The organism is Serratia sp. EC4 (assembly GCF_059652115.1).
Genome location: NZ_JBNIDE010000006.1, coordinates 70276 through 86032, shown reverse-complemented (window position 1 = coordinate 86032; position 15757 = coordinate 70276). Strand labels below are relative to the sequence as shown.

The window sequence follows — 15757 nt, the reverse complement described above, 5'->3', positions numbered from 1 at the left end:
AGCAAGCGATGAACGGCAAGTTTCCGCAACATTTTCTGTGGGGCGGCGCGGTAGCGGCGAACCAGGTAGAAGGCGCGTATCAGGCCGACGGCAAGGGGCTGTCGACCTCCGATCTGCAGCCGCAGGGCATCTTCGGCGCCATCACGCCGCGCGCGGCGGGCGACAGCGGCATCAAGGACGTGGCGATCGATTTCTATCATCGTTACCCGGAGGACATCGCGCTGTTCGCCGAGATGGGCTTCACCTGCCTGCGCACCTCGATCGCCTGGACGCGCATTTTCCCGCAGGGCGACGAAGAGACGCCGAACGAAGCCGGGCTGGCGTTTTACGATCGGCTGTTCGATGAGATGGCGAAATACGGCATTCAGCCGCTGATCACGCTGTCGCACTATGAAATGCCTTACGGCCTGGTGAAGCGCTACGGCGGCTGGGGCGATCGGCGCACCATCGATTTCTTCGAGCGCTACGCGCGCACCGTGTTTGAACGCTACAAGCACAAGGTCAAACACTGGCTGACCTTCAACGAGATCAACATGTCGCTGCACGCGCCTTTCACCGGCGTCGGCCTGCCGCCGGAGAGCGACAAGAGCGCCATCTATCAGGCGATCCACCATCAGCTGGTGGCCAGCGCCAAAGCGGTGAAGGCCTGCCACGAGATCGTGCCGGGGGGCAAAATCGGCAACATGCTGCTGGGCGGCATTCTGTATCCGCTGAGCTGCAAGCCGGAAGATCTGCTGGAAACCCAGCGGCAAAACCGCGACTGGCTGTTCTTCGGCGATGTGCAGGCGCGCGGCTATTACCCGGCCTATATGCAGCGCTTCTTCCGTGAAAACGGCATTCAGGTGGCGATCACCGAGGAAGATCGGCGAACGCTGCGCGAAACCATCGATTTCATCTCGTTCAGCTACTACATGAGCGGCTGCGTCACCGCCGACCCGGAGCAGTATGAGACGGCGCGCGGCAACATTCTCGATATGGTGCCGAACCCGCATCTGGCCAGCTCGGAATGGGGATGGCAAATCGACCCGATCGGGCTGCGCTACCTGCTCAACGTGCTGTACGACCGCTATCAGAAACCGCTGTTCATCGTCGAGAACGGGCTGGGCGCCAAAGACCGCGTCGAGGCCGACGGCAGCATCAACGACGACTACCGCATCAACTACCTCAATGACCACCTGGTGCAGGTGGCGGAAGCGATCGACGACGGCGTCGAGGTGATGGGTTACACCAGCTGGGGGCCGATCGATCTGGTCAGCGCTTCGAAGGCCGAAATGTCGAAGCGCTACGGCTTCATTCACGTCGACAGGGACGATGCCGGCAACGGCAGCCTCGAGCGCCGCCGCAAGAAGAGTTTCTACTGGTACCGCGATGTGATCCACAGCAACGGCGCCAGCCTGAAACACCGACGCTAACCCTTCAGCCCGGCGGTAAGCGCCGGGCGTTAACTAACGTTATTCGCTGCTGTTCATGATGGGAAATTCTCTCCCAGGGAATGCTGTTGCCCGCAGTCAGCCGTTATGCGGAGAAATATAATAATGATGAAAAGCTTATTACCTCGTTCCATGACCCTGGCGGCGCTGGCGTTGCTCTGTAGCCAGGCGCAGGCGGAAACGCTGCAAACCGGCAAGGACGTCGAAGCCCCCACCGCCAAATGGGAAGGGGTGGCGCTCGGCTTTGAACCGCCGCAGCCCGGGCTGTTGGGGGATATGCTGGGGATCAGGCCGATCCTGGAGGATCATGGCTTCCACTATAACCTCGGCTACCTCAGCCAGCTGTCGTATAACGCCGGCGGCGGTTACAACCACGATAAACAGGCGTCGTATATCGACCAGTTTTCGCTGACCTTCAGCCAGGATTTGCAGGCGCTGACCGGCATTCCGGACGCGGCGATCGAAGGCAATATCGTCAACCGCAACCATGACAACAACCTGACCCGCGATCGGCTGCAGGATCCGCGCGTCGGCCTGACCGATCTGTCGCAGGAGAGCTTTGGCGGGCAGTCGATTACCCGGTTGGGTTGGTTGACCTTTAGCCGCTCCTTCCTCGATCGCCGGCTGCAGTGGCGCATCGGCATGATGAACAAGGTGCAGGATTTCGATCAGATTATCCCCTGCGATTTTCAGACGCTGACGCTGTGCGGCGGCAAGTCCGCTAATTCGTTGACCTGGTACAACTGGAACGTGCATTACTGGGGCACCACGCTGCAATACAAGCTGACCGACGGCCTGACGCTCAAGGGCGGCGTGATGGAACAGAACCCGAGCGCCACCAGCCGCAGCCACGCCTGGAGCTGGTCCACCAAGGGCAGCAAAGGCTTCCTGTTGCCGATGGAGCTGGAGCTGAAAACCCACGCCGTCAACCAACTGCCGGGGGTGTATAACCTGGGCGTGCTGTTCACTAACGCGCGCCAGAGCGATCTCTATGAAGGGGTGTCCGGCGGGCCGGGCGCCAGCGATCCGCAGGGCTATCGCAGCCACGATCGCACCTGGTTCCTGTATACCGGTTTCAACCAGCAGGTGACGCGCCATGCGGACGACGTCAACCGCGGTCTGAGCGTGTTTTACAGCCTGGGGCTGGGGGATCAGCGCAGCAACTACCTGCACTGGTCCACCTCGACCGGCATCCGCTATCGCGGGCTGTTCGATGCGCGGCCGGACGACTGGCTGGGGCTCGGCGTCTCGGTGGTGAAACTGAGCGACCGCTACAAAGACAATCAGCGTTATCTCAACCAGATGAGCGGCATCAGCGATTATCACGATCCGAATTACCGGCCGGTGCCGGGTCACTCGGTGACGGCGGAGCTCTATTATCGCGTTAACGTCACGCCGTGGCTGCAGCTGCAGCCGGGCCTGCAATACTGGCATCACCCGGCGGGCGTCAGCGAGACGCAGGACGCCTGGGTGACGGCGTTGAAAACGGTGGTGACCTTCTGATCAGGCCGCGTCGCTCTCGCGGTAGCGCCGGCGGGCGTGCTCAAACCAGCTGGCGGGCACGTTGTGCGGCGGCTGCTGCAACCTGAGCAGCCCCTGTTCAACGATATGGCTGGCCTGGCGCCACAGCGTCGGGTCGCCTTCGGTCAGCACCTCCAGCAGGCGCTGTTTCTCGATCAGGTAGGTCTGGGCGAAGTGGCTGTCGTAGTCCAGCAGCGAGCGGGTGTTATCGATAAGATCCGCCAGCTTGATGGTTTTGGCCTGCGGCGACGCGCCGGCGCTGTGGCGCCGATCGCGGTTTTTGCGCTCGAAGCGGTTGCCGTCCTCGGCGTGGCTGACGTTGGTCAACATCCGCACCAGTTCCGCCACTTTTGGCCCAAAGTGGCTGTCGATATCGCCGAGGGTGGTGGGCGTGTCTTCCACCGTGTCATGCAGCCAGGCGGCCGCCAGCATCTCTTCGGTGTGCGGCACGCTGCGCACCAGCTCCATGACCGCCTGCGGGTGGACGATGTATGGATCGTCGGTGTATTTGCGGCGCTGATCGATGGCCGCATGCGCCTTGGTGGCGTAGCGGCGCGCGCGTTCTGCAAGCGTATTCGTCATTTCCTTTCCCTCCGAGCATCCTCTGCATAAAAAAAAGGTAGCATATCTCACAAGAAATAGCTTGCGATTACATCGTGCACTATCTATATTCACAAGCATGAAAAGCACCGATACCGCACAACCCAACGCGAAGAACCTGCTGCAGCTCGATCAGCAGCTCTGTTTCGCGTTGTACTCCGCCAACCTGGCGCTGCACAAAGTCTACCGCAAGCTGTTGAATCAGCTCGAACTCACCTACCCACAATACCTGGTGATGATGGTGCTGTGGGAGCGCGATCGGGTGACGGTATCGGACATCGGCGAGCGGCTGTTCCTCGATTCCGCCACGCTGACGCCGCTGCTGAAGCGGCTGGAAACCGCCGGTCTGCTGGTGCGCTATCGCGCCACCGCCGACGAGCGGCAGGTGATCATTGCCCTCACCGAAGCCGGCCGCGCGCTGCGTGAGCGGGCGCAATCGGTGCCCGAGGCGGTGATGTGCGCCACCGACTGCAGCCTGGACGAGATCGTCTCGCTCAAACAGCAGCTGGAAAAGCTGCGCGGCAGCCTGATCGATCAGATTTGACCCGCCGCCGCCGGACGCAAGAACGGCAGGGGTGGTCTACACTGGTTAATAAGCGTCAAAAATAAGTAGTGCGCGATTTAATCGCAAAAGATAAATATGTGACCGGCTTTACTTCGTGGAAGCCGTAGTCATCTCGCCAACCAGCAAGAAGGAATGAACGATGTCTATTGAGAAAGTGGTTTACCGCGCTCACGCCACCGCAACCGGCGGCCGCGACGGCCGTGCGACCTCCTCCGACGGTGTGTTGGACGTGAAACTGGGCGTGCCGAAAGATATGGGCGGCGCCGGCGGCGAAGTCACCAACCCCGAGCAGCTGTTCGCCGCCGGTTACTCGGCCTGCTTCCTCGGCGCGTTGAAGTTTGTCGCGGCGAAAGAAAAGGTCAAAATCCCGGCCGAAGCCAAGATCGACGGCACTGTCGGCATCGGTGAAATCCCCAACGGTTTCGGCATCGAAGTGCAGCTGGATATCTCGCTGCCGGGCATCGAGCGCAGCGTGGCGGAAGATCTGGTGAAAAAGGCGCATGTGGTGTGCCCATACTCCAACGCCACCCGTGGAAATATCGATGTAACTCTGAACGTTAAGTAAGATTTTTGCCGAAATCTGGAAAAAATGGAGGGTTTATCCCTCCATTTTCTTGCGTGCCCTGCCTGAAAATCGCTCAAAAAAACGGTAAATTTTGTCCGTTTTGTGAGAATTCTCTTGATTATTACCCGCAAAATAACGCTTATTGCCGGTTGGCTGAACCAGAAGCCGCAATCAGTGTCTGACTGAGTCAGAACCGCTACACCGTCCCCGGAGCCACCGCGTTACATGAACAAAGTTAAATCGCTATCACAGCAGAATTTATCGTTATTGTTAGCGATCTATATCGGCATCTTTCTAAACCTGTCCGTTTTCTATCGCCGTTTTGATTCGCTGGCGCACGGCATTCAGGGAATTAAGCTTATTTCGGCGGTGACGGAAGTCATCGCTATCGTCCTGTTTACGTTCTTCATCATGCGGCTGGTATCGCTCGGTGGCCGGCTGTTTTATCGCATCGTCGCTTCGCTGCTGGTGTTGATTTCGGTTGCCGCCAGCTACTACATGACGTTTTTCAACGTGGTGATCGGCTACGGCATCGTGGTGTCGGTAATGACCACCGACATCGATCTGTCGAAAGAGGTGGTCGGCCTGCACTTCGTGCTATGGATGGTGGCGCTCAGCGCCTTGCCGCTGCTGCTGATCTGGAAAAACAATCTGCGCTATACCCTGATAGAACAGCTGAAAACCCCTGGTCATCGCATCAAGCCGCTGCTGGTGTTGCTGGCGGTGGTGGCGCTGGTCTGGCTGCCGCTGCGCATGCTGGACGACGAGCAGAGCGTGCAAGAGAAGCTTTCCAACGTCGATTTGCCGAGCTACGGCGGCGTGGTGGCGCACTCGTATCTGCCGTCCAACTGGCTGTCGGCGCTGGGGCTGTTCGCCTATACCCGCTATGACGAAAGCCAGGACCAGAGCACGATGTTCGATCCGGGCAAACACTTCACTTACGTACCGCCGGCGGACATCGACGACACCTACGTGGTGTTCATCATCGGTGAGACCACGCGCTGGGATCACATGGGCATGCTGGGCTACGAGCGCGATACCACGCCGCGGCTGTCTAAAGAGAAGAATCTGGTGGCGTTCCGCGGCGAGTCGTGCGATACCGCCACCAAGCTGTCGCTGCGCTGCATGTTCGTGCGCGAAGGCGGCACCGAGGACAATCCGCAGCGCACGCTGAAAGAGCAGAACGTGTTCGCGGTGCTGAAGGATCTGGGCTTCTCGTCCGAGCTGTTCGCCATGCAGAGCGAGGTGTGGTTCTACAACAACACCGAGGTGAACAACTATTCGTTCCGCGAGATGATCGCGTCCGAGAAGCGCAACGACGGCAAGGCGGTCGACGATATGCTGCTGGTGGACGAAATGAAGGAGTCGCTGGCGCGCTATCCGAAGGGCAAGCACCTGGTGATCCTGCATACCAAAGGCTCGCACTACCTGTACTCGCAGCGTTATCCGCGCAGTTATGCGCGTTATCAGCCGGAGTGCATGGGGGTGGACGATTCCTGCACCAAGGCGCAGCTGATCAATGCGTTCGACAATACGGTGCTGTATACCGACAGCTTTATCAGTAATGTGATCGACCAGGTGCGGGACAAGAAGGCCATCGTGTTCTATGCCGCCGATCACGGCGAATCGATCGGCGAGAATACGCACCTGCACGGCACGCCGCGCGAAATGGCGCCGCCGGAGCAGTTCCGCGTGCCGATGATCGTGTGGGCGTCGGACAAGTTCCTCGAAAACCCGCAGCACCTCAGCGCTTTTGAGCAGCTGCAGGCGCAGCAGCGCATCGGCAAAACGCATCGCCACGTCGAGCTGTTTGACACTATCCTTGGCTGCCTCGGCTACACCTCTCCTGATGGCGGCATCGTGGATAAAAACAACTGGTGCCATCTGCCGCAGGATAAAACGGCGCCTGCCCGCCTGTGATCCCTCCCGCCGGGTGCCTGCCTTGCGCACCCGGTAATTTCACCCAATACATTCTCTTCATCAATTATTCCGGTGTGCGCATACGGTATACTTGCGCACTTCCCCTGCTAACCGGAGATTTCCATGACCCTGCGCGTGGCGTTTATCGACGATCATGACATTGTGCGTTCGGGCTTTGTGCAACTGCTGTCACTGGAGGCCGATATTCAGGTGGTGGGCGAGTTCAGCAGCGCGGCACAGGCGCGCGCCGGCCTGCCGGGGCTGGAGGCGGAAATCTGCATTTGCGACATTTCGATGCCGGACGGCAGCGGGCTGGATCTGCTGGCGGACATTCCTTCCGGCATCCGCGTGGTGATGCTGTCGATGCACGATAACCCGGCGCTGGTGGAAATGGCTTTGGAACGCGGCGCCAGCGGCTTTCTCTCCAAGCGCTGCAAGCCGGAAGATCTGATCACCGCGGTGCGCACCGTCGCCGGCGGCGGCGTCTACCTGATGCCGGAAATCGCGCAGCAGCTGGCGCGGGTGAGGGTCGATCCGTTGACCCGCCGCGAGCGCGAGATCGCGCTATTGCTGGCGCAGGGCCAGGAGGTGCGTGAGATCGCCGCCGCCTTGGGGCTGTCGCCGAAAACGGTGCATGTGCACCGCGCCAACCTGTTCGCCAAGCTGGGCATCAACAACAACGTCGAGCTGGCCAGACGGATGCTGAACCTGTGACGCAGCGCCTGATCACCCAGCTGGCGCTGTTTTTCATCTACGCCGCCAGCGCGTTTTGCCTGTGGGGCATCGGCACCGCGCTGATCGACCCCCCCTGGCAGGCGCTGCTGCTGTTTCCGTTCGGCCTGCGCATGGGCATTTTGCTGCAGAGCCCGTACCGTTTCTGGCCGGGGATCCTGCTGGCCGACCTGCTGCTGATGGCATTGCTGGCGGATCAGTTCGGCTACGGCCCGGCGCTGTGGGCGTCGGTGGCGGTGCTGGTGTTGACGGTGCTGCTCAGCCTGCTGGCCTCGCCGTGGCTGTTGCGCCATCAGCAGAGCGACAGCGAATGGCGCTGGCCGCTGTTGCAGGGCGCGGTGGTCGCCATCGCCGCCTTGCTGCAGGCGCTGGTATGGCAACTGGTGAGCGGCGAAGGCGCCCGCGCGCTGTTGCTCGGCCTGACCGGCGGTTTCACCATCGCGCCAACCTGCCTGCTGTTGTGGCACTATCTGGCGCGCCAAATCTGGGTGCCGCTGGAGCCGGGGCTGATCCACAAGCCGGTGGAGCTGCGTCTGGGCCACCTGGCCAGCTATCTGTTGCTGTTTGCGTTCAGCATCTGGCTGCAGCAGCAGGTTAACGCCGCCGAGCTGCGCCGTTTCGCGCCGTTCTGCCTGGCGATCCCTATCGTGTTCATGTCTTATCGCTATGGCTGGCAGGGCGCGCTGTTGGCGACGCTGCTCAACGGCGTGGCGCTGATGGTCAACGAGCCGCCGCAGCCGGAGTCGCACCGCGATCTGCTGCTGTCGCTGCTGGCCCAAAGCCTGACCGGGCTGCTGCTGGGCGCCGGCATTCAGCGCCAGCGCGAACTGAATCAACAGCTGCGGCTGCGGCTGGCGGAGAATCGGCAGCTGGCGCGGGCGCTGGTGACGGCGGAGGAGCAAACCCGGCGCGAGGTGGCGCGCGAGCTGCACGATGAAGTAGGGCAGACCATCACCGTGATCCGCACCCAGGCCAGCATCGTCAAACGTCTGGCGCCGGAACCGGCGGTGATCGGCTGCGCCGACACCATCGATGCGTTGGCGCTGCGGGTCTATGACGGGGTGCACGATGTGCTGACCCAGCTGTGGCCGGCGGCGCTGAACAACCTGCCGCTGTCAGCGGCGGTGGCGGCGATGCTGCGGGAGTCGCTGCCGCAGGACGCGTCGCTGGTGAGCAGCCTGCAGTGGCAGGTGCCGGACGAGCTGCTGGATGAAACGCTGAAAATTACGCTGTACCGGGTGTGTCAGGAAGGGGTGACCAATGTGTGCCGCCACGCCGGCGCCAGCCGCCTGGAGCTGGATGTGCGCCTGCAGCCGCGCAAAGGCGCCGCGCCGCAGATCGCCCTGACCATCCGCGACAACGGCGTGGGCTTCGATGCGGAAAACCATCAACCGGGATACGGCCTGCGCGGCATGCAGGAGCGCATCAGCGCCCTCGGCGGCAGCCTGCGGTTCACCGCTGAACGGGGCGCCTGTTTGAGTGTGATCTTGCCCACAGTTTCACCGGCGCAAACGCAAAACTAGGAAAAACTCCTAACCGCGTCGGGAATCTGGCGTAAGCCGCCCGCGCGCGCGAGGAGCATCATAGCGGTACTTTAATTCAATCCTCTGAGGTTCCACATGTGGTCTTTCCTTAAAAGCCGCCCGGATGCGCCGCAGGTCACCGATCAACGGCAGATCGACGCCAGCTACAAATACTGGCGCATCCAGCTGATGTGCACCATGTACATCGGCTACGCCGCGTTTTACTTCACGCGCAAAAGCTTCAACTTCATCATGCCGGCGATGCTGAGCGATCTGGGTCTGACGATGTCCGACGTCGGCATCCTCGGCACGCTGTTCTACATCACTTACGGCTGCTCGAAATTCATTTCCGGCATGATCAGCGATCGCTCCAACCCGCGTTACTTTATGGGGCTGGGCCTGATCATGACCGGGGTGCTGAATATCTTCTTCGGCCTCAGCTCATCGTTGCTGATGCTGGGCACGCTGTGGATCCTCAACGCCTTCTTCCAGGGCTGGGGCTGGCCGCCGTGCTCAAAAATCCTCACCAGCTGGTATTCGCGCTCCGAGCGCGGCAGCTGGTGGGCGATCTGGAACACCTCGCACAACGTCGGCGGCGCGCTGATCCCGCTGCTGGTGGGCTTTATCTCGCTGCACTTCAGCTGGCGTTACGGCATGATCATTCCCGGCATCATCGGCGTGGTGCTCGGCCTGCTGATGTGCTGGCGCCTGCGCGACAAGCCATCCACCCTGGGGCTGCCGAGCGTCGGCAAATGGCGCAACGACGCCATGGAGCTGGTGCAGGAATCGGAAGGCCAGGGGCTGAGCAACCGCGAGATCATCAAACGCTACGTGCTGACCAACAAGTACATCTGGCTGCTGGCGGTCTCTTACGTGCTGGTGTACATCGTGCGCACCGCGATCAACGACTGGGGCAACCTCTACCTGACGCAGGAAAAGGGCTATTCGCTGATGACCGCCAACTCGGCCATCTCACTGTTTGAAGTGGGCGGCTTCATCGGTTCACTGGTGGCCGGCTGGGGTTCCGACAAGCTGTTCCGCGGCAACCGCGGCCCGATGAACCTGATCTTCGCCATCGGTATCTTCCTGTCGGTGGCGGCGCTGTGGCTGATGCCGGGCGTGACCTACCTGCTGCAGGCCTGCTGTTTCTTCGCCATCGGCTTCTTTATCTTCGGCCCGCAGATGCTGATCGGCATGGCGGCGGCGGAGTGCTCGCACAAGGATGCGGCGGGCGCGGCGACCGGTTTCGTCGGCCTGTTCGCCTATCTGGGCGCGGCGCTGTCCGGCTACCCGATCGCGCGGGTGATGGAGATCTGGCACTGGAACGGCTTCTTCGTGGTGATTTCCATCGCCGCCTGCCTGTCGGCGCTGTTCCTGCTGCCGTTCCTGCGCGCGCAGACGCCGGCGCTGAAACCGGCCAACGCCTGAGTAAAATGCGCTGCGCAACCCCCGGTGCAGCGCATTATGGCGCTTTTATCACCACTTGAAATGCAGGGGAAAAAAAGTGATTGACGCCTATAACCGCCAGCAGTAAGATGCGCCCCGCATCGGCGAGTAGCGCAGCTTGGTAGCGCAACTGGTTTGGGACCAGTGGGTCGGAGGTTCGAATCCTCTCTCGCCGACCACCATTCGAAAAACCTGCTTTTTAAAGCAGGTTTTTTTTCGCCCGTCGTTTATGAGGATGAGCACCTCCGCAGGAGGTTCGAGCCTCGCGAAGCGAGACAACGTTGCTTTAGCAACGGCCCGCAGGGCGCGCATCAACGATGCGCGTAATCCTCTCTCGCCGACCACCATTCGAAAAACCTGCTTTTTAAAGCAGGTTTTTTTTCGCCCGTCGTTTAGGCGGCTTTGCCTACGACGAAGTCAAAATGGATTTCGTCATAGGGGAAAATCACGCCTTGTTCACCTCTATCGACGATGCCACAGCCTAACAGCGACTGCAGATCGGTATGCACCGCTTTCACATCACGCTTCACTCGGCGCGCGATTTCCCGAATGGAAAGTTCGCCGGCGCCGGTCATGGTATGCAAGATATGCATTTTCTTGGGTGATAAGGTTTTCCACAGACTCTCCCAATCCAGGAATGTGATGTATTGCCCTTGAGCGCTTTGATGACCTGTTGTGGCTTCCTTCAGTGCAAGTTTCATTTCTTCGACTGAAGCGACCCGAATAGTGACTGTGTTCATCATGACTCCTCTGTAAGCTGCATAACCTCGCGCCAGAAACTGTCGAGCAAGGCATCAATGGTCGTGAAATTAAGCGGCTCTTCTTTTCCATCGATATGTTTGTGATCGCCTTTACCCGCTTCATTGTCATAGCGCAGTCGACAAATGCCGTCTTTTACATAAGCAAATCGGTATTTATAACAGTGGCCGCTGGCCCTGACGGGCGGCACCACCCGCCAAATGACGAGCTGCGCAAATGCTGCAGGTGCCAGAGGTATCCTGTCTTGGTAGATTAGCTGCGAAGGTATGCTCTTTCCTTAAGTGTTGTTCACATTACCAACACAGCCAGGGTGTTGTCAATAATGACAACACCCTGGCTGAAGAGTGTGGTGCAATACTGATAAATATTTATCTTTCCTTAATAGAAAATTCACTATCCTTATTTGTCATGCTTTCTTTTATTTATATGAAAATAAATTCACGCTTGCTGAATAAAACCCAGTTGATAGCGCTCTTGTTTTTGCGCCTTTTTTATTTATAGTCTGAATGTACGCGGTGGGAATGATTATTTCGCCACGTGGAAAGACGCTGTTGTTATTTATTGATTTTAACCTTCGCGGATTATTGCGGAATTTTTTCGCTTCGGCAATGCATCGCGACGATTAACTCTTTTATGTTTATCCTCTCGGAATAAAGGAATCAGTTATGCGCAAATTTAATAAACCGCTGTTGGCGCTGTTGATCGGCAGCACGCTGTGTTCCGCGGCGCAGGCCGCCGCGCCGGGCAAGCCGACCATCGCCTGGGGCAACACCAAGTTCGCCATCGTTGAAGTTGACCAGGCGGCTACCGCTTATAATAATTTGGTGAAGGTAAAAAATGCCGCCGATGTTTCCGTCTCCTGGAATTTATGGAATGGCGACGCGGGCACGACGGCCAAGATTTTATTAAATGGTAAAGAGGCGTGGAGTGGTCCTTCAACCGGATCTTCCGGTACGGCGAATTTTAAAGTGAATAAAGGCGGCCGTTATCAAATGCAGGTGGCATTGTGCAATGCCGACGGCTGCACCGCCAGTGACGCCACCGAAATTGTGGTGGCCGACACCGACGGCAGCCATTTGGCGCCGTTGAAAGAGCCGCTGCTGGAAAAGAATAAACCGTATAAACAGAACTCCGGCAAAGTGGTCGGTTCTTATTTCGTCGAGTGGGGCGTTTACGGGCGCAATTTCACCGTCGACAAGATCCCGGCGCAAAACCTGACCCACCTGCTGTACGGCTTTATCCCGATCTGCGGCGGCAATGGCATCAACGACAGCCTGAAAGAGATTGAAGGCAGCTTCCAGGCGTTGCAGCGCTCCTGCCAGGGCCGCGAGGACTTCAAAGTCTCGATCCACGATCCGTTCGCCGCGCTGCAAAAAGCGCAGAAGGGCGTGACCGCCTGGGATGACCCCTACAAGGGCAACTTCGGCCAGCTGATGGCGCTGAAGCAGGCGCATCCTGACCTGAAAATCCTGCCGTCGATCGGCGGCTGGACGCTGTCCGACCCGTTCTTCTTCATGGGCGACAAGGTGAAGCGCGATCGCTTCGTCGGTTCGGTGAAAGAGTTCCTGCAGACCTGGAAGTTCTTCGACGGCGTGGATATCGACTGGGAGTTCCCGGGCGGCAAAGGCGCCAACCCGAACCTGGGCAGCCCGCAAGACGGGGAAACCTATGTGCTGCTGATGAAGGAGCTGCGGGCGATGCTGGATCAGCTGTCGGCGGAAACCGGCCGCAAGTATGAGCTGACCTCCGCCATCAGCGCCGGTAAGGACAAGATCGACAAGGTGGCTTACAACGTTGCGCAGAACTCGATGGATCACATCTTCCTGATGAGCTACGACTTCTATGGCGCCTTCGATCTGAAGAACCTGGGGCATCAGACCGCGCTGAATGCGCCGGCCTGGAAGCCGGACACCGCTTACACCACGGTGAACGGCGTCAATGCGCTGCTGGCGCAGGGCGTCAAGCCGGGCAAGATCGTGGTCGGCACCGCCATGTATGGCCGCGGCTGGACCGGGGTGAACGGCTACCAGAACAACATTCCGTTCACCGGTACTGCCACTGGGCCGGTTAAAGGCACCTGGGAGAACGGCATCGTGGACTACCGCCAAATCGCCGGCCAGTTCATGAGCGGCGAGTGGCAGTATACCTACGACGCCACGGCGGAAGCGCCTTACGTGTTCAAACCTTCCACCGGCGATCTGATCACCTTCGACGATGCCCGCTCGGTGCAGGCCAAAGGCAAGTACGTGCTGGATAAGCAGCTGGGCGGCCTGTTCTCCTGGGAGATCGACGCGGACAACGGCGATATTCTCAACAGCATGAACGCCAGCCTGGGCAACAGCGCCGGCGTTCAATAATCGGTTGCAGTGCGTTGCCGGGGGATATCCTTTCGCCCCCGGCTTTTTCGCCGCCGAAAGTTTTTTTACGCTGCACAGATTGTGGCTCTGCCCCGAGCAAAACGCGCTCATCGGACTCACCCTTTTGGGTAATCCTTCAGCATTTCCTCCTGTCTTTAACGGCGATCACAAAAATAACCGTTCAGATATTCATCATTCAGCAACAAAGTTTTGGCGTTTTTTAACGGAGTTAAAAACCAGTAAGTTTGTGAGGGTCAGACCAATGCGCTAAAAATGGCCGCTTAGCATAAATTTTCATGCTGGAACTGTTAACAAAAGGTTTTTTTTATGTTTGTTTGCTGTTTCTCACAGTCTGCGTAAATCCCCACTGGTTATATTGACGACACCCCAAACAGTTGGCAACTTGATAGCCTCAGGGGTAAGAGCGAGAGTTGTTTGAGTGAATTCCACGCGCTCAGACGTCCCCGCCGCGATGCGTTCCATCCGGCATTCTCTTCTCGTACGCCTTCTGCCTTCGGGCGCCGATCGCACAGGCCACGCAATAAAAAATACAGGCCTGGCGGCAATTACACACATCACATCACACAATGGAGCACTAACGATGACACGTTCCTTGGGTAAATCGGGGATTCTGAAATTCGGTATTGGGCTGATCGCGCTGACCGTGGCGGCCAGCGTACAGGCCAAGACGTTGGTTTACTGTTCTGAAGGTTCCCCGGAAGGGTTCAACCCGCAGCTGTTTACCTCCGGCACCACCTATGACGCCAGCTCGGTACCGATCTACAACCGGCTGGTCGAATTCAAGACCGGCACCACCGAACTGCAGCCGGGCCTGGCTGAGAAGTGGGACGTCAGCGAAGACGGCAAAACCTACACCTTCCACCTGCGCAAAGGCGTGAAGTGGCAGAGCAGCAAAGACTTCAAACCGACGCGCGATTTCAACGCCGACGACGTGGTGTTCTCCTTTGAACGCCAGTTGGATGCGAACAACGCCTATCACAAAGTGTCCGGCGGCAGTTACGAATACTTTGAAGGCATGGACATGCCGAAGCTGATCGCCAAGATCGAAAAAGTGGACGACAACACCGTGCGCTTCGTGCTGAACCGCCCGGAGGCGCCGTTCCTGGCTGATCTGGGCATGGACTTCGCGTCCATTCTGTCCGCCGAATACGCTGACGTGATGATGAAAGCCGGCACGCCGGAGAAAGTCGATCTGAACCCGATCGGCACCGGCCCATTCCAGCTGCTGCAATACCAGAAAGACTCCAAGATCCTGTACAAGGCGTTCGACGGTTTCTGGGGCACCAAGCCGAAGATCGATCGCCTGGTGTTTTCCATCACGCCTGACGCCTCCGTGCGCTACGCCAAACTGCAGAAAAACGAATGCCAGGTAATGCCGTACCCGAATCCGGCCGACATCGCCCGCATGAAACAAGACAAAGCCATCAACCTGCTGGAGAAACCGGGGCTGAACGTGGGCTATCTGTCGTTCAACACCGAGAAAAAACCGCTGGATAACGTGAAGGTGCGCCAGGCGTTGACCATGGCGGTCAACAAACAGGCGATCATCGACGCGGTTTATCAGGGCGCGGGTCAGGCGGCCAAGAACCTGATCCCGCCGACCATGTGGGGCTATAACGACGCGGTGCAGGATTACGCTTACGATCCGGCCAAGGCGAAAGAGCTGCTGAAAGAAGCGGGCATGGCCGACGGTTTCAGCATCGACATGTGGGCAATGCCGGTGCAACGTCCATACAACCCGAACGCGCGCCGCATGGCGGAAATGATCCAGGCCGACTGGGCCAAGATCGGCGTGAAAGCCAAAATCGTCACTTATGAGTGGGGTGAATACCTCAAGCGCGCCAAAGCGGGCGAGCACCAGACGGTGATGATGGGCTGGACCGGCGACAACGGGGATCCGGACAACTTCTTCGCCACGCTGTTCAGCTGCGCGGCGGCGAAAGACGGCTCCAACTACTCCCGCTGGTGCTACAAGCCGTTTGAAGATCTGATTCAACCGGCGCGCGCCGAATCCAACCACGACAAGCGCATCGAACTGTACAAGCAGGCGCAGGTGGTGATGCACGATCAGGCTCCGGCGCTGATTGTCGCACACTCCACCGTGTACGAGCCTGTGCGTAAGGAAGTGAAAGGCTACGTCGTGGATCCGCTCGGTAAGCATCACTTCGAGAATGTCTCTGTAGACTGATTTCGACCGCTTTACCGGAGACGCACGAATGGACTTGCAGGGGCGCAACAGGTTTGCGCCCCTGCTGACCAGTCTCCGGCGTATGGCCGTCGAATCGTTCAAAGGCATGTGAGCGTTAATAAGCCTGGCG

General features: G+C 58.9%; 13 protein-coding genes, 1 tRNA gene and 1 other RNA gene. 12 read left to right on the top strand and 3 right to left on the bottom strand.

Annotated features, from left to right (window positions below; translation table 11 throughout):
- Window positions 1-8: 8 nt before the first annotated feature.
- Both ACP39K_RS17505 and ACP39K_RS17500 read left to right on the top strand, forming a co-directional pair.
- Window positions 9-1412 (top strand): glycoside hydrolase family 1 protein, encoded by a 1404-nt coding sequence (locus tag ACP39K_RS17505; RefSeq protein ID WP_147881540.1) that lies wholly within the window; start codon window positions 9-11, stop codon window positions 1410-1412.
- A 150-nt stretch (window positions 1413-1562) separates the two neighbouring features.
- Complete coding sequence (locus ACP39K_RS17500) at window positions 1563-2933, top strand: carbohydrate porin (protein WP_497008741.1); 1371 nt, start codon at window positions 1563-1565, stop codon at window positions 2931-2933.
- Here the strand turns inward: ACP39K_RS17500 and ACP39K_RS17495 are convergent, their stop codons facing one another.
- On the bottom strand, window positions 2934-3533 hold the full coding sequence (locus ACP39K_RS17495) for an HD domain-containing protein (RefSeq protein ID WP_049274352.1): 600 nt from the start codon (window positions 3531-3533) through the stop codon (window positions 2934-2936).
- A gap of 97 nt (window positions 3534-3630) precedes the next feature.
- On the opposite strand from ACP39K_RS17495, the gene ACP39K_RS17490 reads away from it, so the two are divergent.
- The 8 genes from ACP39K_RS17490 (at window position 3631) to ACP39K_RS17455 (ending at window position 10646) form a co-directional block, all read left to right on the top strand.
- Window positions 3631-4095, top strand: coding sequence for a MarR family winged helix-turn-helix transcriptional regulator (locus tag ACP39K_RS17490; RefSeq protein WP_016929534.1), 465 nt, complete (start codon window positions 3631-3633; stop codon window positions 4093-4095).
- A gap of 160 nt (window positions 4096-4255) precedes the next feature.
- Complete coding sequence (locus ACP39K_RS17485; RefSeq protein WP_148123029.1) at window positions 4256-4681, top strand: organic hydroperoxide resistance protein; 426 nt, start codon at window positions 4256-4258, stop codon at window positions 4679-4681.
- A 225-nt stretch (window positions 4682-4906) separates the two neighbouring features.
- Window positions 4907-6601 carry a kdo(2)-lipid A phosphoethanolamine 7''-transferase gene (gene eptB / locus ACP39K_RS17480; protein ID WP_015376231.1) on the top strand — a complete coding sequence of 565 codons (1695 nt, stop codon included), beginning with the start codon at window positions 4907-4909 and terminating at the stop codon, window positions 6599-6601.
- A gap of 123 nt (window positions 6602-6724) precedes the next feature.
- On the top strand, window positions 6725-7315 hold the full coding sequence (gene uhpA / locus ACP39K_RS17475) for a response regulator transcription factor UhpA (protein WP_004934117.1): 591 nt from the start codon (window positions 6725-6727) through the stop codon (window positions 7313-7315).
- A complete protein-coding gene (gene uhpB, locus ACP39K_RS17470) occupies window positions 7312-8856 on the top strand; it encodes a signal transduction histidine-protein kinase/phosphatase UhpB (protein WP_497008723.1) in 1545 nt (514 codons plus the stop codon). Before uhpA ends, uhpB begins: the two co-directional genes overlap by 4 nt.
- A gap of 96 nt (window positions 8857-8952) precedes the next feature.
- Entirely contained in the window at window positions 8953-10284 is a 1332-nt protein-coding gene (locus tag ACP39K_RS17465) for an MFS transporter (protein WP_004934121.1), read from the top strand.
- Between the two features lie 120 nt (window positions 10285-10404).
- Window positions 10405-10481: transfer RNA gene (locus tag ACP39K_RS17460), tRNA-Pro, on the top strand.
- 36 nt (window positions 10482-10517) lie between these two features.
- Window positions 10518-10646, top strand: a non-coding RNA gene (locus ACP39K_RS17455) — RtT sRNA.
- Between the two features lie 48 nt (window positions 10647-10694).
- On the opposite strand, the gene ACP39K_RS17450 is transcribed toward ACP39K_RS17455, so the two are convergent.
- Complete coding sequence (locus ACP39K_RS17450; protein WP_016929530.1) at window positions 10695-11045, bottom strand: HVO_A0114 family putative DNA-binding protein; 351 nt, start codon at window positions 11043-11045, stop codon at window positions 10695-10697.
- Window positions 11042-11293 carry a toxin-antitoxin system TumE family protein gene (locus tag ACP39K_RS17445; RefSeq protein ID WP_249339835.1) on the bottom strand — a complete coding sequence of 84 codons (252 nt, stop codon included), beginning with the start codon at window positions 11291-11293 and terminating at the stop codon, window positions 11042-11044. Before ACP39K_RS17445 ends, ACP39K_RS17450 begins: the two co-directional genes overlap by 4 nt.
- A gap of 433 nt (window positions 11294-11726) precedes the next feature.
- On the opposite strand from ACP39K_RS17445, the gene chiA reads away from it, so the two are divergent.
- Window positions 11727-13418: a chitinase ChiA gene (chiA, locus tag ACP39K_RS17440; protein WP_115116335.1), complete on the top strand. Its 1692-nt coding sequence runs from the start codon at window positions 11727-11729 to the stop codon at window positions 13416-13418.
- A 601-nt stretch (window positions 13419-14019) separates the two neighbouring features.
- Window positions 14020-15627, top strand: a complete 1608-nt coding sequence (gene dppA / locus ACP39K_RS17435) for a dipeptide ABC transporter periplasmic-binding protein DppA (protein WP_033639032.1) — start codon at window positions 14020-14022, stop codon at window positions 15625-15627.
- Window positions 15628-15757 lie beyond the last annotated feature (130 nt).